General features: G+C 52.7%; 31 protein-coding genes and 1 other RNA gene. 4 read left to right on the top strand and 28 right to left on the bottom strand.

What is annotated here, in order from left to right; all coding sequences use genetic code 11:
- Window positions 1-4: 4 nt before the first annotated feature.
- From EI42_RS28320 to EI42_RS28305, 4 genes are all read right to left on the bottom strand, one after another.
- Window positions 5-1,405, bottom strand: coding sequence for a hypothetical protein (locus tag EI42_RS28320; RefSeq protein WP_211326383.1), 1,401 nt, complete (start codon window positions 1,403-1,405; stop codon window positions 5-7).
- A 96-nt stretch (window positions 1,406-1,501) separates the two neighbouring features.
- Window positions 1,502-3,748, bottom strand: coding sequence for a DUF2079 domain-containing protein (locus EI42_RS28315; protein WP_111326002.1), 2,247 nt, complete (start codon window positions 3,746-3,748; stop codon window positions 1,502-1,504).
- A 245-nt stretch (window positions 3,749-3,993) separates the two neighbouring features.
- Window positions 3,994-5,004 (bottom strand): glycosyltransferase family 2 protein, encoded by a 1,011-nt coding sequence (locus tag EI42_RS28310; RefSeq protein WP_111326001.1) that lies wholly within the window; start codon window positions 5,002-5,004, stop codon window positions 3,994-3,996.
- Window positions 5,005-5,200: 196 nt separating this feature from the next.
- The gene (locus tag EI42_RS28305) at window positions 5,201-5,983 is read right to left on the bottom strand and encodes a glycerophosphodiester phosphodiesterase (protein WP_111326000.1); all 783 of its coding nucleotides are present in this window, start codon (window positions 5,981-5,983) and stop codon (window positions 5,201-5,203) included.
- Window positions 5,984-6,247: 264 nt separating this feature from the next.
- On the opposite strand from EI42_RS28305, the gene EI42_RS28300 reads away from it, so the two are divergent.
- From EI42_RS28300 to ssrA, 4 genes are all read left to right on the top strand, one after another.
- The gene (locus tag EI42_RS28300; RefSeq protein ID WP_111325999.1) at window positions 6,248-6,643 is read left to right on the top strand and encodes a Fur family transcriptional regulator; all 396 of its coding nucleotides are present in this window, start codon (window positions 6,248-6,250) and stop codon (window positions 6,641-6,643) included.
- A gap of 116 nt (window positions 6,644-6,759) precedes the next feature.
- Window positions 6,760-7,341, top strand: a complete 582-nt coding sequence (locus tag EI42_RS28295; RefSeq protein ID WP_111325998.1) for a VIT1/CCC1 transporter family protein — start codon at window positions 6,760-6,762, stop codon at window positions 7,339-7,341.
- Window positions 7,342-7,556: 215 nt separating this feature from the next.
- The gene (locus tag EI42_RS28290) at window positions 7,557-7,937 is read left to right on the top strand and encodes a thioesterase family protein (RefSeq protein ID WP_111325997.1); all 381 of its coding nucleotides are present in this window, start codon (window positions 7,557-7,559) and stop codon (window positions 7,935-7,937) included.
- Window positions 7,938-8,041: 104 nt separating this feature from the next.
- Window positions 8,042-8,411: a transfer-messenger RNA gene (gene ssrA / locus EI42_RS28285) on the top strand.
- Between the two features lie 112 nt (window positions 8,412-8,523).
- Here ssrA and EI42_RS28280 read toward each other — a convergent pair.
- The 24 genes from EI42_RS28280 to EI42_RS32875 form a co-directional block, all read right to left on the bottom strand.
- Window positions 8,524-9,672 (bottom strand): site-specific integrase, encoded by a 1,149-nt coding sequence (locus tag EI42_RS28280; RefSeq protein WP_137686224.1) that lies wholly within the window; start codon window positions 9,670-9,672, stop codon window positions 8,524-8,526.
- A 56-nt stretch (window positions 9,673-9,728) separates the two neighbouring features.
- Window positions 9,729-9,914, bottom strand: a complete 186-nt coding sequence (locus EI42_RS28275; RefSeq protein WP_111326024.1) for a helix-turn-helix domain-containing protein — start codon at window positions 9,912-9,914, stop codon at window positions 9,729-9,731.
- A 642-nt stretch (window positions 9,915-10,556) separates the two neighbouring features.
- Window positions 10,557-11,960 carry a replicative DNA helicase gene (gene dnaB / locus EI42_RS28270; RefSeq protein ID WP_111325995.1) on the bottom strand — a complete coding sequence of 468 codons (1,404 nt, stop codon included), beginning with the start codon at window positions 11,958-11,960 and terminating at the stop codon, window positions 10,557-10,559.
- Window positions 11,961-11,963: 3 nt separating this feature from the next.
- The gene (locus tag EI42_RS28265; RefSeq protein ID WP_111325994.1) at window positions 11,964-12,989 is read right to left on the bottom strand and encodes a helix-turn-helix domain-containing protein; all 1,026 of its coding nucleotides are present in this window, start codon (window positions 12,987-12,989) and stop codon (window positions 11,964-11,966) included.
- Window positions 12,990-13,171: 182 nt separating this feature from the next.
- Window positions 13,172-13,483, bottom strand: coding sequence for a hypothetical protein (locus tag EI42_RS28260; RefSeq protein ID WP_111325993.1), 312 nt, complete (start codon window positions 13,481-13,483; stop codon window positions 13,172-13,174).
- A gap of 24 nt (window positions 13,484-13,507) precedes the next feature.
- A complete protein-coding gene (locus EI42_RS28255; RefSeq protein ID WP_111325992.1) occupies window positions 13,508-13,840 on the bottom strand; it encodes a hypothetical protein in 333 nt (110 codons plus the stop codon).
- A gap of 161 nt (window positions 13,841-14,001) precedes the next feature.
- Window positions 14,002-14,802, bottom strand: coding sequence for a hypothetical protein (locus EI42_RS28250; protein WP_111325991.1), 801 nt, complete (start codon window positions 14,800-14,802; stop codon window positions 14,002-14,004).
- Between the two features lie 21 nt (window positions 14,803-14,823).
- Window positions 14,824-15,051: a hypothetical protein gene (locus EI42_RS28245; RefSeq protein WP_111325990.1), complete on the bottom strand. Its 228-nt coding sequence runs from the start codon at window positions 15,049-15,051 to the stop codon at window positions 14,824-14,826.
- A 93-nt stretch (window positions 15,052-15,144) separates the two neighbouring features.
- Window positions 15,145-15,420 carry a hypothetical protein gene (locus tag EI42_RS28240; RefSeq protein WP_111325989.1) on the bottom strand — a complete coding sequence of 92 codons (276 nt, stop codon included), beginning with the start codon at window positions 15,418-15,420 and terminating at the stop codon, window positions 15,145-15,147.
- Window positions 15,421-15,526: 106 nt separating this feature from the next.
- Window positions 15,527-16,957: a hypothetical protein gene (locus tag EI42_RS28235; RefSeq protein ID WP_170142977.1), complete on the bottom strand. Its 1,431-nt coding sequence runs from the start codon at window positions 16,955-16,957 to the stop codon at window positions 15,527-15,529.
- A 15-nt stretch (window positions 16,958-16,972) separates the two neighbouring features.
- On the bottom strand, window positions 16,973-19,186 hold the full coding sequence (locus tag EI42_RS28225) for an ATP-binding protein (RefSeq protein ID WP_111325986.1): 2,214 nt from the start codon (window positions 19,184-19,186) through the stop codon (window positions 16,973-16,975).
- Window positions 19,187-19,271: 85 nt separating this feature from the next.
- Window positions 19,272-19,799, bottom strand: a complete 528-nt coding sequence (locus tag EI42_RS28220) for a hypothetical protein (RefSeq protein WP_111325985.1) — start codon at window positions 19,797-19,799, stop codon at window positions 19,272-19,274.
- Window positions 19,800-19,814: 15 nt separating this feature from the next.
- Entirely contained in the window at window positions 19,815-20,129 is a 315-nt protein-coding gene (locus EI42_RS28215; RefSeq protein ID WP_111325984.1) for a hypothetical protein, read from the bottom strand.
- Between the two features lie 5 nt (window positions 20,130-20,134).
- Complete coding sequence (locus tag EI42_RS28210; protein WP_111325983.1) at window positions 20,135-20,704, bottom strand: hypothetical protein; 570 nt, start codon at window positions 20,702-20,704, stop codon at window positions 20,135-20,137.
- A 291-nt stretch (window positions 20,705-20,995) separates the two neighbouring features.
- The gene (locus tag EI42_RS28205; RefSeq protein WP_111325982.1) at window positions 20,996-22,135 is read right to left on the bottom strand and encodes a hypothetical protein; all 1,140 of its coding nucleotides are present in this window, start codon (window positions 22,133-22,135) and stop codon (window positions 20,996-20,998) included.
- Window positions 22,119-22,613 (bottom strand): hypothetical protein, encoded by a 495-nt coding sequence (locus EI42_RS28200; protein ID WP_111325981.1) that lies wholly within the window; start codon window positions 22,611-22,613, stop codon window positions 22,119-22,121. Before EI42_RS28200 ends, EI42_RS28205 begins: the two co-directional genes overlap by 17 nt.
- Entirely contained in the window at window positions 22,610-22,954 is a 345-nt protein-coding gene (locus EI42_RS28195) for a hypothetical protein (protein ID WP_111325980.1), read from the bottom strand. The genes EI42_RS28200 and EI42_RS28195 overlap by 4 nt, the downstream gene beginning before the upstream one ends.
- Before the next feature lie 14 nt (window positions 22,955-22,968).
- Window positions 22,969-23,442 (bottom strand): hypothetical protein, encoded by a 474-nt coding sequence (locus tag EI42_RS28190; RefSeq protein ID WP_137686223.1) that lies wholly within the window; start codon window positions 23,440-23,442, stop codon window positions 22,969-22,971.
- A complete protein-coding gene (locus EI42_RS28185; protein ID WP_111325978.1) occupies window positions 23,439-23,642 on the bottom strand; it encodes a hypothetical protein in 204 nt (67 codons plus the stop codon). The genes EI42_RS28190 and EI42_RS28185 overlap by 4 nt, the downstream gene beginning before the upstream one ends.
- Window positions 23,587-24,012, bottom strand: a complete 426-nt coding sequence (locus EI42_RS28180) for a hypothetical protein (protein WP_111325977.1) — start codon at window positions 24,010-24,012, stop codon at window positions 23,587-23,589. Before EI42_RS28180 ends, EI42_RS28185 begins: the two co-directional genes overlap by 56 nt.
- Window positions 23,978-24,247, bottom strand: coding sequence for a hypothetical protein (locus EI42_RS28175; RefSeq protein WP_111325976.1), 270 nt, complete (start codon window positions 24,245-24,247; stop codon window positions 23,978-23,980). Before EI42_RS28175 ends, EI42_RS28180 begins: the two co-directional genes overlap by 35 nt.
- Window positions 24,237-24,437, bottom strand: a complete 201-nt coding sequence (locus EI42_RS28170; RefSeq protein WP_111325975.1) for a hypothetical protein — start codon at window positions 24,435-24,437, stop codon at window positions 24,237-24,239. The genes EI42_RS28175 and EI42_RS28170 overlap by 11 nt, the downstream gene beginning before the upstream one ends.
- Window positions 24,427-24,573, bottom strand: a complete 147-nt coding sequence (locus tag EI42_RS32880; protein WP_170142976.1) for a hypothetical protein — start codon at window positions 24,571-24,573, stop codon at window positions 24,427-24,429. Before EI42_RS32880 ends, EI42_RS28170 begins: the two co-directional genes overlap by 11 nt.
- A gap of 224 nt (window positions 24,574-24,797) precedes the next feature.
- Window positions 24,798-25,045: hypothetical protein (locus EI42_RS32875; protein WP_170142975.1), on the bottom strand; the 248-nt coding region annotated here is incomplete at its 5' end.

The raw sequence follows: 25,045 nt of genomic DNA, 5'->3' as shown, positions 1-25,045 counted from the left end.
GAGACTACCGCCGTGTATGCATCAGATGGAACATCAGTGCCTGCTTGTAGTCCATCATGCTAACCTGTCCACTCTTGATCACCTGATTAGAGAGATTCAGCAGGGTCGAGACGACCTGTAGCCGGGTCTCATCAATATGGCCCTGTTGCCGCAGCATCTCCAACAGTTGTGATGGACTCTGCCCACCAATATCAAGCCCGGCCTTGACCGATTCAATACGCAACCAGAGAATCAACTGATGACGCATCTGCTCAAATATAGCAATATCATCATCTCCCACCGCAATTGTGGGCGCGGCTTCCTCCCGAGGAGCAACCCCATTGGAGGGTGGCTGTGGAGCAGCAGGAGCCGGTGTGGGCTGTGAGACAGGGCGTGGAGGCTGTGCGGGAGCCACAGGCGGAACAGCATCTTTCTCAACCGGAGGCGATACCTGATACTGGATCCCATAATGCTCTTCAACCTCGGGAACCTGCTGAAACAGGCCTTCCTCCGGTTTGATAGGAGCCATTGCCCTTGTATCCATCGTCTCTATAGCCGCAACAATCTCTTCCAGTTTTGGCTCTTCGGCTGCTGGCGCGGGACGCTGTGGAACCGAAGGGTAGGACGGTGAAGACGGCGCTTTGGCAGCCGGTCGCCCATTGCTCCCGGGTAAGGTCCCGGTTGTCGAGCGCGGTTTGGTCTGTGGCGGCGTCAACTCTGCCGGTCTGGTAGAGGAGATATCTGCCGCACGCGCCGGGCTCTCCTGAGGAACACCAGGCCTTTGCGGGCGAGAAGGCAACATACGCCTACCATTATTGCCCTGCTGCTGTTGTTGTGAACGGTCTAATGATGTCGATGACTGGGATGCCGGTTTGATCTCGCCACGAAGCTCCTGCAGCTGCTGTTGCAAAGCCATAGTCGAGGCAGCGATCTGCTCCCAGGTAGGCTCCTGCTTCCCGCTGATATTCAAGGCTGACCATGAGACAACGGGACGCGGACTACCGAAAGGATGATTCCCCGTTTTCTGACCTGCCAGATGACTCCGCAGGTTCTGTACGACCGAAGATGCGCAGGAACTGATTAAGGAGCGCACGTCCCCCATACGTTTGCGTCCCTGATCACCAAAGAAGGCCCTGTTGCGCTGCACAAATTGAATGAAGAGCCGTTCTATCTGGGTCTGAAGATCGCTTGAGGTCAGATCGACGCGACTCCAGGCCGTAAAGTCCACTGCGCTCAAGTACATCCAGACTTCCTGGCGTTTGGCACGGTCAACCGGTCGCATACATAGAGATTGAGTACGATGGTCAAAAAACCGTGGATAACAGAAATTGGCGATTAACGTTTCTGCCAGTTCCGCCTTCAACCGCGCAACTTCAGCCGGGGGGAGCTGACCGAGATATATTCCCATCGCTACATCCTCTTTCATCGCTTTTTCGCGTTGCTCAGGGCCCCTTGCTTCAAAGAGGCCCCTTTATCATCGTATCGTGCCAGCCGCAGTGGTAGCTGTACGACTCTTCTCATGCTATCTCCGAAAGTCCAACGTCATCAGTTGTACTTCGCGTGTCTCCTGCTTCACTACAACTGCATTCGGCGTTTTTCCTGCGTTTACCAACAACCGCGTTGGTACATCCTTTATTTTACTAGAAGACTGGTCTAAAGGTAAAAGGGACACAGACAATTGTGCTAGCCCATTTGGAATTTGTGGACCATCCTGCAACCGGAATGTATCTGTATGCCAGACAACGATGTGCTCATTCTTCCCTCGCTGCTGACACAGATACATAATACCGCCATCGATACCCGCAATATACTCTTTTCCATCTGCGGCCTTGATCGTATAGGCCGCAGCCAGCGGCTTTGTGATTGGTTGATCGACGCGCCAATAGGTCGTCAAGCTCACATATGTATCCACCGGGTTATAGTGACCCGGCTGCGGTCTCTTACTCTTGTCCTGAAGCGAAAGAGAATATCCTGTCAGCGTGATTGATCCTCCAAGCCCACTAAACGTGACATTCATCGGATTGGGCACATCCTGTGGGTTCGTATAGAGATCAGAACAGACATTCTCAGGCAACAATGGCAAACGCGCCGTCGGATCATTTGCCAGCCCCGTTTCTTTCGGAGGCCCCATCACTTCAGGTGCAGGAAGCCCACGCTGCAAGAGCAGGAAGCCATTTTCTGATTGTTTAATGCCAAACTCGCCACTGACCAGCAGCTTCTGCACAGCTTGAATAAATTCACCTCGCGTCAGGAAGGGATACTGATCACCTCGCAAATCCAGCAAAACATAATCCGCCTTCTCGGTCGCATACGGGAACATATAGATTCTCTCCCGATGACTCAAACGAGGAACCATTTTTGTCTGTGCAGATACTGATACATCGGGCGGTATCATTTGAATAAACTTCTGGGCAAGCGCCATTCGCTCATTTCCTTTGGGCCAGACAAAGTCATTTGAGAAAGGCAACTGACCATGAAAAGTCAGATCAAAGCGCAATGAGCTTAACAACATCGCACAGAGCAGTGCCGTCAGGATGCCTGTACTGAAAAAACGGCTCATGGTCTGCATTGACCAGAAGCGAGGTCCACCCGAAGTCTGTGGTCTGCTGCGTATCCAGTTACTATAACGAGACAGACCCTGTCTTGTCACCCACAATATCAGCACCAGGCCCTCAATACTGGCAAAGATCAGCACGGGGATAATCTCCGCATTGTACTGGAACAGGCCGCTATGCATGGAGGGATTGGACGATAGCAGGTTGATCGCCAGCGCTGGCGCTGCCAGAACGAGCACCCACGGAGCCAACAACGGCAGAAAGGCAGCAGAAAGGAACAACAGGCGCAAATACATCAGCCGTGAATGCTCAAAGAAGGCATTCTGAATAAACCACTTCGGCTGAGTGACAATGTTACGCACAATCTCTACCGGCCCATTGCCCAGCCACGCGTAGCGACCAATCAGCAATGGCTTACTCGACGGGCTGAATGCAGGGATAATGACCTTGAAACCAATGACAAACCACGCAGCAGCAATCACCGTCATCGTTAGGCCGCTTTTCCAGCGTCGCTGAAATATTGCCGTCCAGAGACCAAGCAGCGCCACCAGCAAGGGAACTTCCTCTTTACAGCCCATAGAAAGCAGCGCAAAAAGGAACATCAGCGCCGTACGCCGGGTATACATGAAATACAGCGTAAACATCAACAGCGATGCTGTGAGGGTAACCGCATGAAAATCAAAGGTAATTGCCTGCTGCAAAGAGGGATACAACAAATAGAGCCAGGCAATCGCAACAGCAGCGATATCATTCCGCAATCGCAAACGAGCCAGCCAGAACGCGGGATACGCACCCAGTGCGACAACGACTGTCTGAAAGATAATCAGCGTTCTGGGGTCAGGCCAGAGAAAATAGAGCAGCGATATCGGGTACAGAATCGGCTCAAAATGAATCGCAAACCGGTTAATCCCGTCAGGAGTATAACAGTTGGTATCACCAACAATATTACAGATCGTCTGATGCAACTGCCCGTGATTGACCAGGTTCCAGATAGCCTGATCCATAATGCCCATATCTTCGGCATTGGTCAGAAGGTTATTATGCCGGGCTAGCATGTAGACAATAAAATAGCCTGAAAAAAGGAGAACGGCAAGCGTCACCAGGCCCAATGCAACCCAATAGAGCCGCGTACGTGGAAATGGCTCAGGTGGAGGATACAGATAGAGTCGATTACGTATACTGGAGAGCCGTTTCCGCCAGATGGTGCTTTTCACGGCTCCTCCCTCTTTCTACCCGGGTGCATAGAAATAGCATTCCAGCCTTTCTTCTCTTTCTCTTGTCATGAACATCACAAATAGGTGGCTCTTCTCGCATCGTGCATACCGTTCGAGAACAAAAAAGAAGGGCTGGGGATCACCTGAAAAGCGCTTCCTGTTTTCAGGCACTCCCCTCCGGAGAATATTGTATGCACCATACAGAAGCCCTACCAGGCGCTCGTAAGCGCTCTCTACAGGCTGCCTCAGTCAAGCTCTTCTTTGATACTGTATTCTTCCCCTGGCTGGAATGCATAGTGCCTGATCATTTCACTCTGCAAGCCTGTCAAAATAAACTGGACACCGAAAATCATCAACAGAATACCAACAAACAGCAATGGCTGATCGTGAATTGGCTGGCTGAAGAAAAGCTTTCGTATAACAACGAACAGGTCAATCAGAATGCCAATAAAGAGCGTAAAGAAGCCCAACGGACCAAAGAGGCGCAACGGTGTCCGCAAGAATGACGTCAGGAAGAGCACATTCAGCAGATCGATTAGACCACGAGCAAAACGGCGAGCACCGAACTTTGAGACACCATACTTGCGCGGATGGTGCTTCACTTTGATCTCAGCGACTTTAAAGCCACGCCAATGCGCCATAACCGGCACAAAACGATGAAATTCGCCATACAGCTTCAAGTGTGGATCATCGATCAGTTCACGACGATACGCCTTAAAGCCATTATTGATATCATGCAGATGCACACCGGTCATAGTGCTGACCATCCAGTTGAAGATACGTGAAGGGAAGGTCTTCGATATCGGGTCCAGACGAGGAAACTTCCAGCCCGTGACCAGATCATAGCCCTCTTCGATCTTCTCCAGATAACGAGGGATCTCTTCTGGATCATCCTGCAAGTCACCATCCATCGTAAAGACGACTTTGCCCCGGCTACGGCTAAAGCCGGCAACCAGCGCAGGCGTCTTGCCGAAGTTCCGGCGGAAGCGAATAACACGCACGATCCCGGGATTTTCATCGCGCAGCTTCTTCAGCTCATCAAAAGTGCCATCGGTGCTGCCGTCGTCCACAAAGATAACCTCATAGCTGCTTCCAAGTTGATGAAATTGAGCTGATAATTTCTCAAATAGCGGGCGCACATTGCGCAACTCATTCATTACAGGCACAACAACAGTTATAGCAATATCTTGCTCAGATGAAGAGAGTGGAAGTGCCTCTGTTTTTGTTGTTTTTGCAGGTGCTTCAGTTTGTTGCATAATTTATATTCTCCACATATGGCCGAGAAAAATGAACAGACTTCACTCTATCATTTCTAACCGGGACCCATTATAACATAGGGGTATAATAAGCCCTCAACGATATGGTACCTTTACCTTTTTACGCGTAGGAAACAGGCCAGCAGAGACAGGAAGATCCACATATAGCTGATCTTCCCTGTCGCCAGATGTCCCTCTACATTTCAGCAGTATGTTGCAGACAAAGGGCAACCAGATCAGGACGATCAGTTGTGATAGAATCAACACCTGCCTCAATACAAGAACGAATCTCATCCTCGGTGTTTGCATCCCAGATTCCCAGTTTAACACCCTGAGCATGAAGAACCGGCACTATTTCTGGCTTCAATTGCTTGTACTCCATATCAAGCCAGCCACACTTCAAAGTCTCTACTTTCGCCAGCAAGGCGGTCAGGTCCTGTTCGGTTGCAAGCTTCCAGGTATTGTCGGATGTGAGCATACCGGTCGCAATCGCAGGCTCAAGGCGCTTGATTTCGGCCAACATCTGCCAATCAAAAGAGATAATCAGCGTCTCCTTAAGCATATCTGTGGTATAGAGATCAGCAAGGACCAGTTCCATAATATGAGGATACCGCCCCAATATGCCATCTCGTTTACTTGTTTTCAACTCAACATAGATTTCCGCACGCCCCTTTATCACATCGAGGACCTCGCGTAGGGTCGGCATCTGCTCGGCTGTTGGCCAGCCTGGAAAATGAGCAGCAACATTCAGAGATCGCAGAAAAGCAAAATCCAGATCAAGGATGTTGCCAGTTGCATCAGTTAAACGATCCACTGTATTATCATGAAAGATCACAAGCTGACCATCTCGACTGACCTGAACATCTACTTCAACGGCATCAGCCGCGAACGTCAGGGCCTTGCGAAACGCCGCTACAGTATTTTCAGGAGCCAGATCAGCCCCTCCACGATGAGCGACACATTGAACACGTGAAGCCATAAAGCTTTTCTCACCTTTCTGTCAGTGTATCAAGATTAGCGAACCTCACTCACCTCCCTTTAGTGATAGATTATAGCCTGTTTTCAGGCGAAGACTGCTCCATCCCCCGATTTTACCAGGACGCATATGTCCCGCAGTACCAGCACGGAAACATGATCAGCGCCCACTGTTAACTTGACTTCTTCCCAGAAAAAGCATATTATGAGAGAGATAAAAATGATAATAATTCTCATTATTAGGGTTCCCTAATACGGAGTGATATAGATGCGAGAGAAATTGAACACAAACGCGCAGGCTGTCCTGGAAGCCGTTCAGGCAGCGGAACATCCCACAGCGCTGGACGTCTATGAAACGGTGAAGCAGACACGTCCGAAAATCGGGCTTGCTAGTGTATACCGCATCCTGCATCACCTGGCGGAGCGTGGTTACATTAAAGAATTGGGACGCAATGACGATGGCTGTCGCTATGATGCTCGAACATCACGACACGATCATGCAATCTGCACGAAATGTGGAGCGCTCATTGATATACCCATTGATGTAACGCTTCCCGAAGAAGCCCTGCAAGCAGCGGCGAAAGCGGCCGGGTTACAGCTTACGTCGCATGAAGTCAGGCTGTATGGTATTTGTCCGAACTGCGAGCGCACCTCAAAGTCCTGATTGTGTCAGCAGATAGTTGATAGCGCGACCCTGCTCATTGCCCGGTACGCTCTCATTCTATATATAGTGTTTTTATCCAAATGGCATGTTCATTTAGCGAGAAGGAGTACGGTCACATGGCACAAGACGGGAATACAAATACTCTTCCGTCCACAGCAGATCAACAGCAAACACAGAGCGTAAAAGAAGAAATTGCTGAAATTTTCCATGCGATCATCAGAAATGACGACTCATCACATCGTTTTTTGCTCCGTGTAGTCCAGCCTGGACTGGCGGGGCTTATGGATGGTTCCGTATCGACACTGGCCCCGATCTTTGCGACCGCGTTTGCAACCCATAAACCCTTTACTGCCTTCCTTGTTGGCATGGCTGCTGCGACGGGTGCTGGTATCAGCATGGCTTTTTCTGAGGCACTATCGGATGACGGGGTGTTAACAGGTAGAGGTAGTCCGGTTGTCAGAGGTGCGATTACAGGCCTGATGACATTCTTTGGCGGAGCACTGCATACGCTTCCATTCCTGATCACGAACCTGCACCTTGCACTGATTACAGCCTACATCGTTGTGGCATTCGAGCTGTTTCTGATCGCCGCAATCCGCCATCGCTACTTCAAAACCAAGTGGGCCCTATCGATCGTGCAGGTTGTTGGTGGCGGTATTCTGGTCTTTCTGGCAGCGCTCATTTTCGGCAATGCCTGAACAAACATCAGAGATGAGTGTGAGAACAGCATTGTTTCTCCCCTCATCTCACGGGAATACATATGCGCTTTCCAATGTTATAAAGAGCAGTATCACTAGAAATGACAAAGAAACAGAATCCATATAGTCAGAACAGTGCCAGATACCTCCGGGAATAGATAGAAAAATCCTCTTGTTTTAAAAGAAGAGAGAGTGATAAGCAGAAAGGATGCTCAATGACAGTAGTTCCTGGATTGAGGGGCGAGGCAACAACAACGGTGGTGTATGAGAACACCGCAGAGGCTGTAGGAGCTGGAGGAGTGGCTGTCTTTGCGACGCCGATGATGATCGCTCTGATGGAAAATGCGTCATGGAGAGCGGTCGCAGAGGCACTCGACGAAGGCTATGTCACAGTGGGAACGCTGGTTCAGGTACGACATCTTGCCTCAACTCCGATCGGACAACAGGTTCGAGCAGTTGCTACACTCAGTGAAATTGATGGCAGGAGATTGGTATTTCGGGTGGAAGCCTACGACGAACAGCAAAAAATCGGCGAAGGCATCCATGAGCGCTTCATTGTCAATCTGGAACGATTTATGCAGAAAAACGCCGAGTAAAGATGCATTCAAAAGCGCTCACCCCTTGCTATTTGTCAAGTTATATGGTATACTTTATTTACCTGTGAGAAAGTATGCTTCTTTCTCGGGTATTGCTTCAATCTGGGGATGTCGGGTTTCGACAGACGAACAGATTGAAGGATTGCAGGCCGAGGTGCCGGTACGCACTCTCGTTAAACAACCGGCAAAAAAATAGTTGCCAAACAAGCAACACCTTCTTACGCTCTAGCTGCCTAAACACCAGCAAGCGTCGTCTGCCTGACTTTTTCCTGTGGGGTCAGTGTCAGGCGTCACAAACGCAGGATGCGATAACAGCGATCGCCTTCTAGCTGTTATCAAAGACCAAGGAGGCCAGCGTAGAGAGATCCCGTCGGTGGGAGTTCTCTGCGTAATGAAAAACGCCGACTAAGCCTGTAGTACATTCTTTGATAGGTTCGTTTGGACGGGGAGTTCAACTCTCCCCCATCTCCACCAAGAATAAAAGGACCGGAAGCCTCGTCAGAAGCGGCTTCCGGTCCTTTTATTTTCGCAGCATATCTTCAATGGGAGCAAAACTGAGAGCAAAAGCTATTCAAAACAATGATTTTCACCGCTTTTTTGCGCCACCAGTTCCGTCTATCTCTTCGCCGTCATCCTCTCGGCCTTCTCCCCTGAAAATAGTATCCCATTTCTCTGTCACCTCTATCTGCATCGAAGGAAGTAAGTGAGAATATAAGCCAAGCGTGATCGATACGTTGCTATGCCCTAAAAGGGCCTGGATTACCTTCATGTTCACCCCCATACTCAGCAACAATGTAGCTGCACTGTGACGCAAATCATGGAAGTGCATGTGAGGCAATTTAGCATCCTGCAAAATCTTTTGAAAAACTTTGAGCAAGTATCTGGAACTGTAGTATCCTCCCTGCAAGTTAGGAAACACCAGGTCTTGGTCTTTCCACTTATCGCCTTGCTTTAACCGCTGCTCTAACTGCTTGACTCTATGCTCCTGGAGCATGCGCAGCAGAAACGAGGGTAAGGCGATCTGTCTTCGGCTCGCCTTTGTTTTTGGCTCTGTTTCAACATACCCATAATGGGCAATATAATCTACAGTCCTGCGGACAGACAGTATGCTGTTGGCAAAATCAATATCTGCCCAGCGTAATCCAAGCAACTCGCCTCTTCTCATCCCTGTAACCACGGCCATAACGAGCAGCACTTCTAGCCGGTATTCTTTCGCCTTCTCAAAAAGAGCATGCGCTTGCTCAAGTGTCAAGGTGACGGCTTCACGACTCACAATGCGTGGCGGAGATACCAGATCACAAACATTTCTGGCAACATATCCCCATCGCACAGCATTTTCTAGAGCCAAATGGAGCACCCCATGAATAGAATGGACAGTCTTTGAAGACAGCCCTTCTCTGCTCATCTTCGCATAAAATCGCTGTACTTGCTCAGGAGAAAGTTTCTGAATGGAAACATGTCCAAGCTCTTTCACGATATACTTGATAAGCTTCTTATACTTCACATAGGAGCTTACCCGTAGCTTATCTTTATGGACATTGTCAATCCAATCCTCTATGTACTCACCAAGTTTTCGCTGAGGGCCTGTCGCAAGCATTCCCATTTCCAGTTCACGCAAGAGTTCATTCTTTTTCTTGATCGCTTCTGACCTGGTCTTAAAAGAGTATTTCTTTCGCCGGCCAGGCGCATGCGATATAGCTACTATCCATCGATCGCGATCTTTATCGTAATACACTGATCCTTCCTTGTGCCCTCTTCTCTTCCGTTTCGGCTCCGACACAGGCCACCTCCTTACACAAGTTGCTGTTCACGCCCTTTTATCCATTTTCGGAGAGAATCGGGATCAACAAAGCGCCGCCCTCCAATAACAATCGTTGGCAGTCCCTCCCGATAAATCCAATTATAAACTGTTTGCTTGCAAACACCGATTTTTTCTGCAACCGCGGCAACGCTTAAAAGCCACGGTTCTGTTACCATTTTATTACCTTTTCTCGACATCTTCTTCTCTCTTTCACAAACTACAGGCTCAAACAGCCCCAAAATGGATGCTATAGGTCTGGAGAAGTAGAAAATTGGAGCCTTCTTCTACAAAACAGGGCTCATTTTTGCCATTTTGGGGCTGTAGAATGAACCTACGTGTTCATTTGAAATCTTATCCTTGTTACTTTTCAATGCGCCTGAGTAGCACGTCCTGGGTCAAGCCCAGGTGTAGCCCGCATTGCATGCAGGCTACACACTGCTCCGGCCACTGCCTCGAAGCAACCCAGAATACGGCTACCTTCCCACAGAAACTACATTTAATCTGGTTTTGTTTTTTACGCCTGTTATGTTTCATGTGAACACTCCTTTACGAACTAGAGAGAGTTTTGCTGGCCTGTTGGAGACGGGAAACCAAGAAGAGCAACTGGGGCCGGGGGATCATCATGAGTTTGAAACATCAGTGTCCCTTTTTCACTACTTGCAGTTCGATGAGTACTCAAACGACTGTCATCCCGTCAAAATGCCCTAAATTTTGCCCTTTTGCCAGAGATTGTTAAATTTACTTCTTCCCCAAAAACGGGGCTTATTTTGGCGATTTTGGGGCCGTAGAATGCACTTCCTGTTCTCTCCTCAACAGGTCTACCTTTCTGAACCATGTGTCCCTGAAATGGCGTGGTCCAGGTCATAGAACACACCTTGTGTCTTCTGGAAGCACAAGGCGATTTCACCCGTGGGTCCATTGCGCTGTTTGGCACAAATGACCTCCGCAATATCGTCTGTCCCGGTGGAAGACTCCGGGTCTGCCTGCTGCTGTTCGCGCTCTTCCCGCTCTCGGTAGTAGGCATCTCGGTACAAGAAAAGCACAACATCTGCGTCTTGTTCCAGACTGCCAGAACCGCGCAGATCAGAGAGCTGAGGTCGTTTGTTCTGGCGCGTTTCTACCTGACGGTTGAGCTGAGCCAGTGCCAGCACCGGCACATCAAATTCCCGTGCCAGATGCTTGAGCCCGCGGGAAATGGCGGTGAGCTGGCGCACCTCATTGTCCTGAGCCGTCTCGGTATCTGGATCGATCAGCCCCACATAATCGACAACCACCAGGTCTACACCCCCGTGGGTCTGGACCAGACGGCGTAGATCAGCTCGCATGGAAACGAGAGGTTGCGCGGCGGTATCATTGATGGAGATCGGCATACGGGATAACTGGACCCCGGCCGCATAGATGCGATCCCACTCTTCATCCTCAATCCAGCCAGATCGCAGGCGGGCCATATCAACCTTTGCCGTCATCGCCATCCAACGTTGCGCGAGTTGGGTACGGGGCATTTCCAGGCTGAACATCGCAACCCGATAATTGCACAAAGCAGCTCGGTAGGCGCAGGTAAGCGCAAAAGCGGTCTTCCCCATACTCGGACGCCCACCCACAATGATCAGATCAGCGCGCTGAAAACCGCCAAGCAGAAAATCCAGGTCGCGCAGGCCTGAAGGGATTCCGGTCAGGGGAGTCTGTCCGCGCCGCTCTGCGAGTTCGTGGAGCCTTGTCATGTAGTCCGTCATCACATCTGGCAAGTCGATAAAGCCGTTAGAGCGAGAAGCGGAGGCCGAGCGGATCTGAAACAGGCGCTCTTCGGCTTGCTCCAGCGCTTTCTGCGCATCCAGATCGCTATAGGCCAGCGCGGCAATGTCTGCGGCCGCATGGATCAGGCGACGCTGCACGGCCGTCGAAGCCACAATCTGTGCATAGTAGCGGACATTGCCCGAGGTGGGTACCTCATTGACCAGGCTCACAAGATAGCTCTGACCCTCGGCGGCGTCCAATTGCTGCATGCGGCTCAGCTCATGGCTCACCGTTAGATAGTCCGCCTGGATGTGTTGCGCATTCAGCCGCAAGATGGCGGCATAAATGAGCCGGTGAGCATCACGATAGAAATCGTCCGGTTTGAGCAGCGTCACCACCTCGGGAAGCACATCAGGATCAATGAGAATACTTCCCAGAACGCCGCGTTCTGCGTCCAGGTTGAAGGGAAGGAGACGTTCTTTCGGCATAAGCTACTGCTCCTTCCGTTGCTTGTTTTGAAAGCGTGCCGCCAGCTCACGATTACGGATCATGGTTGGCGTCAAAAATGCTGCCGGGTTTTGTTTGGCTGTCTGTTGGCGCGGCGGTTTGGAAGCCCGAAGCACTTGCGCCACTTCCGGCCCGAACTTGAGGATTACGGCCGCACCAATCGCGTAGCGCCGTTCTGGATCGGACCAGTATTTATGCTTCTCGAAGAGGTAGGCGTGAAGCTGGTCAATCTCTTCGGGCGTCCACTGCTTGAGGAGCTGAACAACACAGGCGCGTTCTCGCTGCTGCTCCTGCTTGCTGGTTAGTTCGTACCCACGGCGAGTAACAATAGCCTGATAGACTTGCTGCTGCTGTTGTTCCTGGTTGACGGCAGGGGAGTTCTCGGCACCAGAAGAAAAACCGTGTGTGTGTTCCTGATCACCTGATGCATTCTCCAGGTTTCCAGCAACACTCTCTTTCTTCATTACTGTTCTTTCTTCATTGTTCTTTCTTCTGACATCAAATTTTGAACAATCTCGTTCAAATTTTGAACAATCCGGGGGGGTATCGTTCAAATTTTGAACAATCTCGGGACTTCGTTCAAATTTTGAACAATCTTGCGGGACTTCGTTCAAATTTTGAACAATCTCGGGTGAAATACTCTCCTTTGCTTGCTGTTCCTGCTGACAGGCTTCGGCATTCGCTGCCCAAATGTCCACAATTGAAAGGTGCCAAAGTTCTCGGCCTGCACTGCCACGCCGTTTCTTGGTTGCATGAATCAGGCCTTCGTCATGCAAGCGACGGATCATAGTGGACAACGTGCCTGTAGAGATATTGGTTTCCTGGGAGAGCGTTCGCAACGTGCGAAAGCAAGTGCCCTGATCGCCACAAAGGTCTTTGAGACATTGATAGAGCCACAATGCCGCAAAGGGCAGATGCTTGTATCGAAGCCGAATGATACGTGGAATAACCGCATAAAAGCCCCATTGTTGTTTAGGGTTATTGGATGCTGATGTATTTTGTGCTACCATACAACTGAGAACTCCATTTGAACGACAGAGCCTACGGGCGAGGTAGACTCTGTCCAGGACAATAAGGGACATGCCGGTTTATGGGATCACACTCATAAACCGGTTTCTACCAGAGCACAGCAATAACATGGCCCAGATGAAGAACAATGTGCTCGCCAGGCTCCTGGTTTGTGCAAAGCAGTTCAGGAAGGCGGCTCTGTATGCTCGGTTTCACCGACTCTGAGCTGCTGTTCAAGGAAGTCGGCCTGTTGGTCGAGCTCGTTGCTAACGGCCATCATTGCATCAACCATTGCATTAATGAACCCCTTATGTGCTTCATAGAGTGCGTCTTTGTTAGAGGCATAGACACTCAGTTCGTCGGCTTCCCATGCTGCATAGATGGCTCTCTCTTCCTGCCTCAGCGTTTCTGCTGCCTGGCGAAGCGCCGCGATCCGTAGCAGCGTTGGATTGTCCTTCATCTGCTTGAAACGTTGTATTTCCTCTGCTTGATCCATATTGGTGTCTTCTCCTGGAACAGTTCAGATGTTCTGCTCTGAATGATCTGCTGGGGGTGTTTTGCGCTGTTGTTCAAGCTGGTCAGCTTGTTGATCCAGTTCGTCACTGATGACCATCACTTCATTGATCATTGCATTGATGAACTCCTTGTGCGCTTCGTAGAGCTCGTGTTCATCGGGTGTGTAGAAGCCAAGCTCGTTGGCCTCGAGTACCTCATAGATGCCCTCTTTCATCCATCTCAGCACATTTGCTACCTGGCGAAGCGCAACTATCCGAAGAAACGTTTGATCCGCTTTCATCTGGTTAAAGTTCTCAATCTCCTGCAATTCTTCTTGCGTCAAGTCTTCTTGATCCATTGCACTTTCTCCTTTATCGCATCTCTAAAAGTAGTTCCACGCCGCTCGTGGTTCACACTACCGCACCTCCATCCTCACAAGGATTTTGTTGCGGCTCGACAAATGACAGGCGTGCTGGCCCACCCGACCGACGAAACGGCTTCAATAGCTCAGCTCCATGCTCACCACAATGCCCCTTCCAGCCGCGTGCGGATCTCCCGAAGCGGATAGGCTTGTTTTTGTCCTTGACGCACCATCGCGCAGAAGCTCCGGTGTGCTCGGGGACCTCCCTTTGCTCGTTGCTCTTCTTCCCACTCCTGGCAAGCGTCAAATCTCGCCGGGAAATATCTCAGGAGTCGGAGCCACTCGCTGTAGCCTTGGCGTACACAGCGCCCTCCACAATTGTTGTGTTTAAAGCCCAAGCTGTATAATCGTGGGGGTGTGATGTGCCAATCCTGAAGGCACACATCCATAAGTGGCCGCTGTTCGTATGGCTCCCAGAGCAGGGGGTATTCTACCTGGACGTCAGGCATTGCTTTTGCATAGGAAGCCTTGACGCTCGCCAGGCGCCGGTTTTCGTGCCGATCTAAGCCAATATGGACCATCGGTAGACACGGCATAGCAGCAATAAACTGCCGAAACGGCCGGACCTTGAGCTCATAGCTGCATGGAGCTGCCATATTGCAGGGGATTAACTTTTTCTGCTCTGCAACGTCTAATGGAGTACGTCCGTCAGTGTACCAGTACAGGGCGCCCTGCCAGCGAGCCATGAGATCATGTAAAAAACGGTAGAGGTCTTCGTCCTCATACCGTGTATCGGCAAACCAGAGCGCAACCTGTTCACGGCCATATCTCTGTATCACACGTTCAGCGGCAACCGCCGAAGCCAGACCCCCACTGAGGGAGACGATATGTGGTGTATGGAGAGATTGGGCAATTGGTGCCATGTTCGCTGATGTGAGGGGGAAAATGGAAAAGCTCATAACGTCTCCTTTGTGACAAGATCATAGGGGTGGACGGCTTGATGAGGTATGAGCCAGAAGAGCGGCCCGCTCGCGCGCATCTGCCTCAATCTCTTGGTCTGCTGCCAGTTCTCCATGCGTTTGACGATAGAGGTCATAATACAATGCTTTCCAGGAAAGCCGGGGCCGCGAGGTTGACCGGTGCTGTTTGGAACGCGGTGTCGCTGGCTGCTGAGCGAGGTTGGTGTGGTGCTTTCCTCCTTGATTCATAGGTCATTCCTTTCTGTGGCCCTGACAGAAGCCTGGACAAGCAGGCCGCTGTCAGGAAGGTGGTGAGAACAATAAGGGATATGCCGGTGTGAGCTATGCTCGAAGCCCAAGCCAGGCAAGGAGCACAATGGCAGTGGCAATGCCAACGTACCAGGGCCAGAGCTGGAATGCTTGCCAATAAAAAAAGCCTGCAAGAAAGCAGGCGAAGGCAAGCACTGACGGAAGTCTGGAAGGACGTTCCACATACATGATGTGGGGCGCTCCACAATCGGAGCGGGGGCCGTGCCGTGCTGGTTTGCGTGACAACCCTGACAAAATCAGAGCCAACAGCAGGACCAGCAAGGAGACAAGCAGTACTGTTTGATACATACACCCTTCTTTCTTCGGGGTTGCAGAACGCACTACAGGGCCAATATCGAAACTGCCCGGCCCGGGATCGCACCAGGGCCCCCGCTTCCACGGATCGGGCTCTCTGCTAGAGGTTCACTGACTGCTCTTGCTGCTCCTCTTCGGAGCGCCGCATTTCGCGGACAGCCTGTCGTGCATTGACTGCTGTCTGTTTCGAGCAGCCGGTCTGATTGATGATTTCGGACAAGGTTGGCTCACGCCGTTGGGTGTCGAGATAGGCAGTGATGAAGTCCATCACCTCTGTCTGTTTGACGGACCCACCAGAACCATTAGACAGGTGAATGATCTTTGAGCTGTCTATTTTTGGGGTGTCTATTTCGTGCTTTGGGGTGTCTATTTTTGGGGTGTCTATTTCACTCTCCCGTGTGTTGCTTTTTTTCTCCTGGGTGTCTAAAAGGTGGTCGCTGGAGGTGTCTATTTTTGCAGCGTGCGGGTGTCTATTTTTGCGGTTTGTGTTCCCCGCCGCAGGTAGCTGAAGACTCTGTACCTGCTTGAGTAAGGCCCCCTGCATCGCTTCAAGTCCTGCCTCTACACGGACTGCAATTTGCTGTAACTGCTGCTCCTGGGACTGCTCTACAAGCGTGATGCGCGCACCAATTGTCTGCATGCGATCTTCGACCGTAGACAGCAGACTGGAGAGATTTGCGAACGCCTCACCCAGCGTCGTAACCTGTCTACTCAAGGTGTCTATTTGGGTGGCCGTACCGGTGGCGAGGGTGTCTACTTTCCGCGTAATCTGGGTGTCTAAAAGCTGCATCTCTTCCTGAGTAGACAGGGTGTCTAAGCGTGCAGCAACCTGTCTATTCAGGGTGTCTATTTGAGTTGCCACGTGTCCCATCAGGCTGTCTATTTTTTGGGTGATCCGGGTGTCTAAAAGCGTGAGCTGCTCTTGCCAGGTGTCTAAATGACTCTGTACTTTTCGCACCGAAATGACTTTCGTGGCCCCCTGGTCTTCGCCTTTGAGACTATGAATGACCACCCCGTAGAGGACCGCCAGCACTGCCCGTGCAATCAGCAAGATGGTCTCAATGGTCATGTACACGAGGTTGTCCAGCTTGAAGAGTTGCGAGATCGAGGAGACAACAAGACTCGTCATCATCAGTAGGAGAAGTGCAATACCCACGACCATCGCTAAGGTGCCACCCTTCCGGTTGCGCTCTTCACGTGCTTGTTGCGCCAGTTTGATGAGCCCCATTCCTCCAATGTCCAGCGCAATCTGCTGTGCGATAAACACGATCGAGTCCCAGGGAATCAGCGTCTTGGGCATTCCCGGCAACATTTTCGCGCCAAAGTAGAGCACAGATACGAACAGGACAGGCTCCGCCGCCTTTGTTGCCAGGCCAACAAACCAATCCCAGGCAAGGGTGATATAGGTGGAGCGCCCCACGTGGTAGCGCAGGACGTCCCAGTCAATGCCCTTCCGCTGCTTCTTGTTCTCCTGCTGTTGTGGAGCAGCGTTCTCAAGGTCTGCTTCTTGCTTTGGCATAGACCGTTGCATGTTCTTTTCTCCCTTCTATGCTCGTTTCCGCTCCTGCTCCAGATAAAGCAGGACTTTTTTATAAACCTCATACTTTCGCCCTCGCAGGCCGACAATCTCCGAGATTTCCCGGTCCGTATAGTGTTTTTCCTTCATGCGTTGAATATTGTCCAGCGTTTCCGCCGAGACCCCTAACTGATCCAGTTCTGTGCGTGTGACCGGCGTTTCCGCTTCCGTATTGGAAACGGGAAACAGGTTCGTGATCACCCTCCCCGAAGCCGCCTGTGAAGCTGTTTCCAGCGCGTTTCCCGAAGCGTTTCCCGCGTTTCCCCCAATGGAAACGCGTTCCGTTTCCGCCCGGGAAACGGGAAACAGCATCTTTTCTGTGTTTCCCGGAAGTGCTCCCTCGTCTTGCCGTGCTGTTTCCAGGCGTTTCCCATTTCCGGCTGATGGCGTTTCCGTTTGCGCCAGCGCTTTCAGTAAGGTGAGCATGGTTGCCTCATCGATCTTGCCGGTGGTGTACCAGGCCATCACCGTGCTCAGGTCAGGCTGCTGCGCGGCCCCTGTATGCGGAGATGGAGCCGTCTGCGCGGCCCGACGTAACCGGCGAATCCCCGGTGTCTCAGAGAGGTCGCGACTTTGACGCTTGTCAAACTTGACCAGCATCGGACGCTGGGTGAACCCGAACACCACCCCAACGCCTGGCGGAAGACTTTCCATATCCTCGCGGGTAGCAACTCCCTTGCCTCCAAGAATTTCCTCACACATGTTCAGGTCGTTGTGCTCCGCATGCCGCATGAAGATCCGAATTTGACAGCTCTTGATTGCCCATTTCGCGATGTACGTGAGGCTCTGCGTCGCGAAGCACATGGTGTAGCCATTGGAACGCCCATTGCTTACCAGCGCGAAGAAGGCATTTGAGAGTGCCTGCAATATCTCGGTATTCTGTCGCGCCTCGGGAGGGAGCAGCCCTACCTTCTCCGGAATATACAGTTGCGCCTCATCCAGGAGCACCAGGCACGGGATGATCTCCTGACTCTGAGCTCGCTGGCGTTGTGCATAGCGCATTAAGCCCTGACCCACCGCCGCGACGATCTGCGCCCGATCCAGCCACCCATCTCCATAGGATGGCAACAAGACCACGGCTTGCAGTCGCTCTTGCATGACCTTCTGAACAAAGGCGCTCACCGTCGCAGGAGTCAAGGCGAAGAACGGCAGTCTGAGCTGCTCTGCCTGACGCTGTGCCTCGGGACCACCAGCAAGCAGCACATGGAGAAAGGGTAACTCGCCTAGCGTCGCGTACTCTCCCTTGTGATCCAGGACAATGGCAGGGCTACCACACTTTCCCGCCTGCTCAATCACGAGTCCACACAGGATGGATTTGCCGCTTCCCTGCACCGCGGCAACGGTCATACCCGCGCCAAAGAGCGCATCAATGTGCGGATCGAAGCGACGCCCGACCACCTCCGTGGTGGCGTACTGTTTGCGGTTCTGGGCATAGGTGTTGACCAGCTCGCGCAGGGTTTCCCTGTCAATCGCCTGGCCTAAACGCAGCGTTTCATCATCCGGATAGGGCGGAAAGACTGGTGTGAGAGACGCTTCTTCCGAGCGCTCTGCGTCCTCCTCTTCTTCGCTTTCCTGTACTCCCTGCGCGTCGAGCTGCTGAGCAGGCTGTAAATGTCTTCCTAAGAGCCGGTCCATGACCGTGTATTCGCCTGCGGCAAGTCTGCGCTCTTTGCGCTCTCGGAGTTTCTCCAGGTCTGCGGCCATCGTTGGTGGGAGCTGGTTTCGCAACGCCGCGTAGATCTCGGGCGATTTCGCCGCAAGCGCCCAGGCCCCAACCAGACCAAGTATTTCTGCGGGGAGTGGCGCGTGTAGCAGAGCCGGGATGGCCAGCCCGATCGCTGCGGCAGGGGCAAAGACGGCTGCTTTCTGTCCAAGTGTGAACTGGACCCCTTGCGCTGTTGAGGCTGGCGCAGGAAGTGCGGCCGTCTCCTGCTCTGTGGGCTGCATGCCAAGCTCTTTCGCTGCACATGTCTTGCAGAGCACCATCACATCTTCTTCCTGCTCACACCCCTGGTGCGCAAGACTGGTATGATAGACCTCCAATTGCTTGGTTCCCTGGCAGAGCTCACATGCAGGGTGCAAGCGCAACGCTGCACGACGAGTGGCCTGCCATTCCGGGGTCTGAAGGTAGTCCAGGTAGGCCATCTCCTGGAGCTCGTGTAAGCGGTGCTTCTCGCGTTTCATATCGGGTCTCCTTGTGTATGGCTAGCAAATCCTCGTCCCGCGCTTGCCCACCCCTCAACAGAGGCGGGCAAAAACGGACCGACGATTACATACGGCTGAACGCCTGCTTAAAGCAGACAATGGCGAACATCAGGACACAGAAGGTCACAAAAAACACAACGGCAGTAAAGCCACATTGCCCCCAAAACCCGTACCTGCTGGAAGCAAAGTAATCACCGCAGGCGTTCACCACGATGAGCGTGATGACCGTCCCCCAGGAGAGGTAATAGCGCCATTTTGGATGCGGTGGTAATTCGACGCCAATGCTCGCCACGATCAGCGCGAGCTGGACCCCCCATCCAAAAAGGAAGGGGACATACATCTCGCCGGCCAGTTCGCCGCGCACGGCCATCCAGAGTTGTCCAAAAGCATTGAAGTTGATCTGACTCATCTCTTGCCCAAGCAGCCAGGCCTCGGACGTGAGAACCTGGACGGATGTGCCCAGGGCCCAGATGCCCAGAAGAACCGTGCCAAGCAATATGTATACAATGGGCGGCCACGTGGCTGTACTTGCAAGAGAGGACGGCTGGAAACTCCCGCCCAGGATCGCCTGACGCATGCGGTTTGAAGACATGACAGAGACTCCTTTCTAATCGCGCAGATAGGTGTTATAGTCCGCGACAAGTTCTTCATCGCGGAGGATGGCGAGGAAGAGCGAATCAATCTCGCCCTCCAGCCATTCCAGGATGATGTAACCAAGACCGAGCTTGTCTGTGGTCCCGTGATCGATCAGGACCACCTCTTCGCGTTCGGCAAACCAGCCAATTATCTTGTGAAGGATGAACTGGTAGTCGCTGGTGCGAAGCAGAATGTACACGCCCAAAATGGCGCCCTCTCGTGCAGGCGGTAGCTGAAGAGGAAGGGCCTCTTCAGCCGAAGGGTTACTGTAAGGGATGATCTCCATGCGGCTTACGCCTCCTCGTCTTCCTCATCCTCTTCGGCTACCGCCTGCGCATAGGCGTCAAGCTCTTCCTGTGTTGCAGGTTCAAGCTGATAGCCGTTGCCGTCGGGTGTTGGCGCGAAGTGGAGACCTTGCGCCAGCGCCCATTGATCCAGACACTGAATGGCTGCACTCAGGTTGCATTCTTCATACCAGTAGGTACCGTCTTCCGGGTCTTCCACGTACGCACCGGCCTGCACCAGGAGCATGAGAGAGGTATATTCCTGACAGGCTTTCTCGCGCTCGTGCTGGATAGCAAGGGCCACCTCTTCCTGTGTTGCATCATCCGTTTCGGGTTCGCCATTCTCTTGCAGGTAGACCTTTACAGTCTCTTTCATCGGGTAGGCATAGCCGAAGCAACTGTGTGCAATGCCGTCTACCTGCACGGCGTAGACCGGAGCGCCATTCACCTTCTCGGGGAGCGTCCCTACAATCGTCGTAGCAGTCACATATGCGGAGTCCCCTCCGCGGTCTTGCCAGGTAAAGGTGCAGTAGAGCCCGGCATAGCGATGCACCGTGTCACGATCAAGTGTCGGCATAGGGATTTTCTCCTTGTGGGGGGGAGACTCGGCACGCGACCGAGTCTCCGGAACACAATCACGTCTTGAAAGGGGTACTCAGGATGTGGTTCCTGGTTTTTCTCAGGGACCAGGGTCAGCTAGGCCTCGTGGAGCTGGTGAAAGTGCTCCTGCACATGTGCAGGGAGGTCCGAGCACTTCCCTCAATGGAGTTCTCCGGGAACGCGCCACTCATAGGGAGCCCCGATCCACAGATGACGAGGACGATATTCGAGGTGCATGGCAGAGCCACGGTACATGGTTGTTCTCCCTTCAATTCAGTATGCCAACAGACGGAGCTAAAGCCGCGAGCTTCTCCCGCTCAAGCCTGATAGTTCGCCTGATCGTGTCCAGGTGCCCTGACATAAGTCCCATCGGCATCAGCAAGCAGGTGCAATCGCCTGTCTCATCTCGCAAAGCAAAGGGCTTCTCTGGATGGCTCAAGTGGAGGGAAAGCTGTGTGTCAGGGAAGGCCCGCAGCATTCTGACAAGGTACCAAGGGTTGAGCAGCGCCCCCTCATCCCAATCGGCAGGTATCGAGGCTCCCTCAACAGGCAACCGCATTTCCGCAGCAGGGCTCGTGTCTGTCATCAGGTAGAGACGGAGGTTCTGGGTCGAGCCCTCAACCTCAAGAAGCAGAGGGCTATCATGAAGCGCCTGAAGGGCTTGCACTGCATACAGCAAGGCTTTGCGGTCGACAAGACCGAACGGACCGGTTGGTATCCGCGCCTCGATGTCAGGATACTGCTCCCAGGAAAAATGGGCTCGAAGCAGGAGTCTTCCATAGGAGAGAGGAAGATCTACCACGGCACACGTTTCACGCTCATACAGACAGACTGCATCGGGCATGATGCAGGATGAAAAGCGGCTGAGCGCACGAACGAAGGGCACCTGGAGCAGCAGATGCTTTGTTGGGTCTTGTTGAGACAGTGTCCCCTGAACGCGTCGACGCACCGCGCAAAAGCCATCAGAGCCCACAGCCCAGAGGCTGTTTTCTGTCGCTGCTTGCAAGACGACATGACAGAGCCGATACAGGCAAAAATCACGGCACACGAAGGGAACGACGCTCCGCATGAGTACATGCAGCGAGGAGACCGGCAGTGAGAGGAGCTCAGGTTCTGAGCTGTGCAGTGGCGCAACAGGGAGGAAGGTCACCTCATCGCGCGGTGCAAGGGAAAGGGTCAGCTCAGGGCCGGATCCCTGCTGGAGCAGTTGGCGCAGCGCGCGGAGTGAAAGGGTATGGGTTCCGATCTCTTCAACTGCCGCAGGAAGCATGACCGTGATCATCGTCGAGGAGAGGTCCGCGGTCAGCAGAAGCTGTTCTCTGGCGTCCAGGCGGATCGTTGAGGCATGGCAGGCAGTGAGTTGCCGGCATACCTGCTGCATAGCTGCAGCACTAACGCGCACACGCATGGGGAGCTCCTTCTTCTTTTTCAACAACTTGGCGATAGATGGCAGCACACTGGGTGATGATCTGCTTCCACGCTGGATCAGAGGTGAGATCAATCAGTGACCGGTTCCAGTCGACAAGCTTCGCCATTTCCGCGATCATGGCCCGTGCATGCTTCTCGGTATAACAGGTGAAGGGCATGCGAGAACCGCTGGCCAGGTGGGTGATGATATAGTGTGGTGCTTCCCGATAGACGAAGCCGTTGCGCCAGGGCTTCCACGGTTGCTCAGCGCGCCAGTAGCCCAGACCTGAACCGTAGTATTCGCGTCCGTGGAGCACTTCCCACCCTTCTGGATCTGGAACCCAGATCGTCGTCTTAACAAAGGGAACCTGGCCATCATGTCTGAGCCAGGCATGGGTCTCGTCTGCGTATATGGCGCATTGTTCGCACCAGCTCAGGATATGGATACTGGTGCGCTGAGGAGGGAAAAAGGTGATCATTCGTGACTCGCTTTCTGCTGGTGCTGAAGAAACGCTGTCCGTGCGATCTGTTCATGATGCTGATAGAGCAGGCGGAGCAGTTCCCAGACTGGGGACATCTCCTCTTCTTCTTTGTCGGCCACCTGTGCTTCGCTCTCTGGCACAAACAGCGCCGCATGCCAGGCTTGATTCAATTGCCGGAATGCTCGCTGTTGCGCATCTGGGAGAGCAGAATCACATCCCAAGAGGGTGAACAACCCCGCAATGGCCCCCATACTGCATGCGACGCGCTCCCTATATGGCTTTCCATGTAGTTGCTGAAGAAAACAAATGGTTTGTTCAATCTTCTGCTCAATGCTCATCAGGGAATCTCCTTTTAGAACGGAAAGGAATGCTCTTCCCAGGCGGCGGCATACATCTCATACTCCTGAGAGGACACAACCTGACCATCCTCACAGATGTAGAGGGAATGCCCGTGAGGACAGATGCGTTTTTGGATGAGGGGAATGTTGCCCTCATGTTGCATAAAATCAAGAAGCTCTGCCTCGATTTCCCGCCAGAAGGGATTGTAGACATTTGGAATGCTGTAACGCATATCATCCGCAAAAAAGGAGAGGGCGCCGCACTCAGGGCACCGATACAGCTTCCGACTATAGACAATGTGGATGGAGAAGCAGGGAAAAAACCCGATCCAGAAATGCAGTTCATTCCTCACCCGTTTGTAGGTGGCTCCGATCCATAGGTTGCGGGGGTGATACTCCGTTTGGAGGTGAAGACAATCACCAATGGGCATGGATAGTCTCCGTTTCTTTTTCTCCGATGGTGTTAGCGTGTGGGTTGGTGTTGTCATTCGTGACTCGCTTTCTGCTGTCGCTGAAGGAACACTGCCTGCGCGATCTGTTCGCGATGCTGATAGAGCAGTTGCAGCAGTTCCCAGGCCTGGAGTGGAGTAAAGTGCTTGGTAATGGTTACAGGATGAGGGATATAATCCTGTTCAATCAGTTTCAGGTTGCCCGTCGAGGTGACCTGGAAGCATATCTTCTTGTGCATCAGAAAACTCCCAAAGATCGTTGATCTGACGACCACGTTGCCGAATATCGCCGAGCATGTTGGTATAGCGGGGCTCTGGTTCGCCTGTGGAGATGTAGAGGGAGGTTGCCAGCACCTTTGTCGGGAAGGCAACGACATCCAGAGCGACATACGAGCGCTCCCAGAGAGTGATATGGGCGCTCTCTGGGTCGATCAGCGTGAGCCGTCTGCACCCCTCATGCTCGACAATGTGAAGCACCTGCCACGCGGGAATGCGACCATCCTCATAGTCGCAAATGTAGACCTGAGGCGGTACAACATCGCCAACCTTGAGCCCCACTAACACGTCATAGATGTCACTCGCTTGCGCCAGAGGCCTGATCGCTCTCACCAGGAGCCCCCTCCACAAGCAGCGGAAGTATGTCAATGAGAAAAGCAAAGATGCAATGAGGCAGACGCTTAAGCGTCATTTGGTGCAGCAGCTCCGGAGTCGGAGTGATACCCAGCTCCTCCAGCCGTTGCCGGTTTTCCTGCCCGATTCGCCTGGCGTCCTGTTGAGCGCGTAGCATCGTCAGCGCGAGAAGTTCCTGCTGTGTAAACCGGCGACGGGGTAGTTTAGCACACATGATGAGCCCCTCCTTTGCGCTGCTTGGTGCGCTGCTGCCGGAGCCATTGCGCATGCGCGCGGCAGGCCGAGGATGATTGCGCCGCGGGATAGGCTTTGCCTGGATGAGCAACGTACCAACACCAGGCACAACGCAGATCAGGCGCGGCAACAGGGGGAATGACGGTCGAGGAGAGAGGATTAACAATCATTGTTCTGCTCCTCAGCCGGTTGCTGCTGCTCACTGGCCTCAATCGCCAGCGCCGTCTGCAAGAGATCAGGGAAATTGTCGCGCACCTCATCATCAGAAAGCGTTTCAAGGTACTCGATGAATTGTTCAGCGTCCATACTCGTGGTATACTCCTATCAGGCATTCGTCTTTTGTAAGGGTGCGAATGCCGCTATTAAGCGTGCCCCGTCATGTTTGCGCATGATGGGGTTCTTTTCTACGAGCTGCGCTACAACGCCGCACTACGGTGGAACAATGACCGACAAGCGTCGCACGACAAGGAACAATCCTCCGCGCGAACCACGCTCCTTTTAGACCTTTACATTGATACAACAAGTCGTACTTACGAGTGCTCATCATCTACGAACAACGCGCTACAAGGCCGCTTGACTCGTGCCTGCTGATCGAGCACATACAGGGTCAGCAAGCACCAATCAAGTGGTCCGATCAAGGACACTCGTTGGGAAAGGAGAGATGTGGGCGCATGAGAGTGGGAAAAACAGAAGATGAAATAAGGTACAGTCCGCACCTGAGCGCCGCCGCTGCTTACTTCGCCTTCACAGAGGAGACGCCAGGCTGCGACCTGTCTGC

Origin of the sequence: Thermosporothrix hazakensis, assembly GCF_003253565.1 — a bacterium.
Lineage (GTDB): Bacteria > Chloroflexota > Ktedonobacteria > Ktedonobacterales > Ktedonobacteraceae > Thermosporothrix > Thermosporothrix hazakensis.
The sequence above is the reverse complement of the archived record's forward strand: the minus strand, read 5'-3'. Positions and strand labels throughout refer to the sequence as shown.

Coding starts and splice junctions, on each gene's coding strand:
- EI42_RS28295 (WP_111325998.1), top strand. CDS start 6,760: ATGGCACAAGACGGGAATACAAATACTCTTCCGTCCACAGCAGATCAA.
- EI42_RS28220 (WP_111325985.1), bottom strand. CDS start 19,799: ATGTCTTCAAACCGCATGCGTCAGGCGATCCTGGGCGGGAGTTTCCAG.
- EI42_RS28210 (WP_111325983.1), bottom strand. CDS start 20,704: ATGCCGACACTTGATCGTGACACGGTGCATCGCTATGCCGGGCTCTAC.
- EI42_RS28250 (WP_111325991.1), bottom strand. CDS start 14,802: ATGAGCTTTTCCATTTTCCCCCTCACATCAGCGAACATGGCACCAATT.
- dnaB (WP_111325995.1), bottom strand. CDS start 11,960: ATGCCGAAAGAACGTCTCCTTCCCTTCAACCTGGACGCAGAACGCGGC.
- EI42_RS28205 (WP_111325982.1), bottom strand. CDS start 22,135: ATGCGTGTGCGCGTTAGTGCTGCAGCTATGCAGCAGGTATGCCGGCAA.
- EI42_RS28255 (WP_111325992.1), bottom strand. CDS start 13,840: ATGGATCAAGAAGACTTGACGCAAGAAGAATTGCAGGAGATTGAGAAC.
- EI42_RS28190 (WP_137686223.1), bottom strand. CDS start 23,442: ATGACAACACCAACCCACACGCTAACACCATCGGAGAAAAAGAAACGG.
- EI42_RS28185 (WP_111325978.1), bottom strand. CDS start 23,642: ATGCACAAGAAGATATGCTTCCAGGTCACCTCGACGGGCAACCTGAAA.
- EI42_RS28310 (WP_111326001.1), bottom strand. CDS start 5,004: ATGCAACAAACTGAAGCACCTGCAAAAACAACAAAAACAGAGGCACTT.
- EI42_RS28260 (WP_111325993.1), bottom strand. CDS start 13,483: ATGGATCAAGCAGAGGAAATACAACGTTTCAAGCAGATGAAGGACAAT.
- EI42_RS28225 (WP_111325986.1), bottom strand. CDS start 19,186: ATGAAACGCGAGAAGCACCGCTTACACGAGCTCCAGGAGATGGCCTAC.
- EI42_RS28200 (WP_111325981.1), bottom strand. CDS start 22,613: ATGATCACCTTTTTCCCTCCTCAGCGCACCAGTATCCATATCCTGAGC.
- EI42_RS28175 (WP_111325976.1), bottom strand. CDS start 24,247: ATGTGTGCTAAACTACCCCGTCGCCGGTTTACACAGCAGGAACTTCTC.
- EI42_RS28170 (WP_111325975.1), bottom strand. CDS start 24,437: ATGATTGTTAATCCTCTCTCCTCGACCGTCATTCCCCCTGTTGCCGCG.
- EI42_RS28300 (WP_111325999.1), top strand. CDS start 6,248: ATGCGAGAGAAATTGAACACAAACGCGCAGGCTGTCCTGGAAGCCGTT.
- EI42_RS28240 (WP_111325989.1), bottom strand. CDS start 15,420: ATGTATCAAACAGTACTGCTTGTCTCCTTGCTGGTCCTGCTGTTGGCT.
- EI42_RS28235 (WP_170142977.1), bottom strand. CDS start 16,957: ATGCAACGGTCTATGCCAAAGCAAGAAGCAGACCTTGAGAACGCTGCT.
- EI42_RS28215 (WP_111325984.1), bottom strand. CDS start 20,129: ATGGAGATCATCCCTTACAGTAACCCTTCGGCTGAAGAGGCCCTTCCT.
- EI42_RS28275 (WP_111326024.1), bottom strand. CDS start 9,914: ATGGTAACAGAACCGTGGCTTTTAAGCGTTGCCGCGGTTGCAGAAAAA.
- EI42_RS28265 (WP_111325994.1), bottom strand. CDS start 12,989: ATGGTAGCACAAAATACATCAGCATCCAATAACCCTAAACAACAATGG.
- EI42_RS28305 (WP_111326000.1), bottom strand. CDS start 5,983: ATGGCTTCACGTGTTCAATGTGTCGCTCATCGTGGAGGGGCTGATCTG.
- EI42_RS32880 (WP_170142976.1), bottom strand. CDS start 24,573: ATGGACGCTGAACAATTCATCGAGTACCTTGAAACGCTTTCTGATGAT.
- EI42_RS28320 (WP_211326383.1), bottom strand. CDS start 1,405: ATGAAAGAGGATGTAGCGATGGGAATATATCTCGGTCAGCTCCCCCCG.
- EI42_RS28290 (WP_111325997.1), top strand. CDS start 7,557: ATGACAGTAGTTCCTGGATTGAGGGGCGAGGCAACAACAACGGTGGTG.
- EI42_RS28245 (WP_111325990.1), bottom strand. CDS start 15,051: ATGAATCAAGGAGGAAAGCACCACACCAACCTCGCTCAGCAGCCAGCG.
- EI42_RS28195 (WP_111325980.1), bottom strand. CDS start 22,954: ATGAGCATTGAGCAGAAGATTGAACAAACCATTTGTTTTCTTCAGCAA.